At 31.5% G+C, this 2185-nt stretch carries 1 protein-coding gene; it reads left to right on the top strand.

Annotated features, from left to right (window positions below):
- On the top strand, window positions 1–2185 hold a 2185-nt coding region (locus AAC053_RS13940), incomplete at both ends, for a glycosyltransferase (protein WP_339757907.1).

The following is a 2185-nucleotide window of genomic DNA, read 5'->3' as shown; positions in this document are numbered from 1 at the left end:
AACCACTAGATAAAAATTTAAAATTAATTTTCATTTCATCGTTTCCTCCTAGAGAATGTGGTATCGCTACTTTTACACAAGATCTTGCAAATACTTTGAATACTATTTACGGTTGCACACTACCTATTGAAATTTATGCTTTAGAAAATAAACCAAGTAATTTTAATTATATAAAAGATGTTACCGATGTTTTACACACGTTTAATATTAATCAATATAGAAAAGTAGCCGATGCTATAAATGAGCGCAACGATGTAGGGTTAATTTGCATTCAGCATGAATTTGGACTTTATGGTGGCGAATATGGCAGTCATATCTTATCTTTTATGCTTGCCGTAAACAAGCCTGTTATTACCGTTTTTCATACTGTACTACCTAATCCTGACACTAAAAGAAAAAGTGTTGTACAAGCAATCAATAATCTTTCGGAAAAAATAATTGTTCAGACTAAAAACTCCCACACAATATTAATGGAAGATTATAATATTAGCGCTGAAAATTTGGAGATAATACCACATGGCACTCATATTGTTTTATGGAAAAACAAAGCAATACTAAAGGAAAAGTATTCCTTTAAGGACAAAATCATTCTTTCTACGTTTGGCCTTTTAAGCGAAAATAAAAATGTTCAAACCGTGCTATACGCATTACCTGAGGTTGTTAAAAAACATCCCAATGTCCTTTTTTTAATTCTAGGTAAAACACATCCAGAGGTTATTAAAAATGAGGGTGAAAAATATAGAGAGCAATTAGTAGCAATTATAGACAAACTCAACCTTCAAAAAAACGTAAAATTCATTAATAAATATTTAGCTCTGGAGGAACTTTTAGAGTATCTCAATCTTTCAGATATTTATTTATTTTCTTCTAAAGACCCTTTTCAAGCGGTAAGCGGAACATTTGTATATGCTATGAGTGCTGGATGTCCTGTAATTTCCACACCCATACCTCATGCCAAAGAATTAATAGATGACTCTAACGGAATATTGCTAAATACGTTTCACGACCCATATCCATTTCAAAAAGCCATTTTAGAACTCATCGAAAATAAAAATAAGCGCGTAGAGTTAGGTAAAAATGCATTTTCAAAAATGCGGGCAACAAGTTGGCAAAATGCTGCTATTGCATACGGTAAAATATTTGGGGAAATCACCAATAAATCCGAAGATTTAAGTCTTCAAATTCCTCAAATAAAAATAGATCATTTAAAAGAAATGACTACCGATTTTGGGGTCTTACAGTTCTCAAATTTTGGAATACCAGACCCAAATTCGGGATATACATTAGATGATAATGCCAGAGCATTAATTGCGATGACCATGTATTATAAGAATTATAAAGATGAAGATATTCTAAAATTAGTAACCATTTATTTGAACTTTATAGAATTTGCGCAACAAGAAAACGGGAGTTTTAAAAATTATATAAACCTAGACAAAGAATTTACTTTACAAAACAAGGAAGTAAATCTTGAAGACTCAAATGGTAGAGCTGTTTGGGCTTTGGGATTCTTACTAGCACAGAAAAATTTGTTTCCCAAAAGTATCGCAATCAAAGCTCAAAAATGTTTTGAAAAGGTTCTGTCAAATTTAGGCGACTTTGCATCGCCAAGAGCTATTGGTTTTGCATTAAAAGGGTTGTATTATTATAATCCTTGTGCGCAAGAATCTGTTCTTGAATTAACAAATCAGTTAATAGATAAGCTCATGAAATATTACCAACTCACAGCGAAACCTGATTGGAATTGGTATGAAGACTATTTAACTTATGCCAATAGCATACTTCCTGAAGCAATGATGTATGCCTTTTTAATAACTAAAAATGACACCTATAAAGAAATTGCCGAAGTGACCTTTGACTTTCTATTATCTCAATATTTTATGAAAGGAAAAATACAAGTAATTTCAAATAAAGGATGGTTTAACAAACGTAATAAACGAACTTTTTTTGGGGAACAACCTATTGAAATTGCTTACACCATTTTTACTTTAGAACTATTTTACGAAGTCACAAAAAAAAGTAAATATAAAAATCAACTCGAAATTGCCTTTAGCTGGTTTCTTGGTAACAACCACCTTAATCAAATTATGTATAATCCAGCTAATGGTGCTTGTTACGATGGTTTAGAAGAATACAATATTAATATTAATCAAGGCGCAGAGTCCTCTATATGTTACGTTATGGC

It is taken from the genome of uncultured Winogradskyella sp. (assembly GCF_963975125.1).
In the GTDB taxonomy this organism is placed as follows: domain Bacteria; phylum Bacteroidota; class Bacteroidia; order Flavobacteriales; family Flavobacteriaceae; genus Winogradskyella.
Note: the sequence above shows the minus strand (reverse complement) of the source record. Positions and strands in the feature narration are given on the sequence as shown.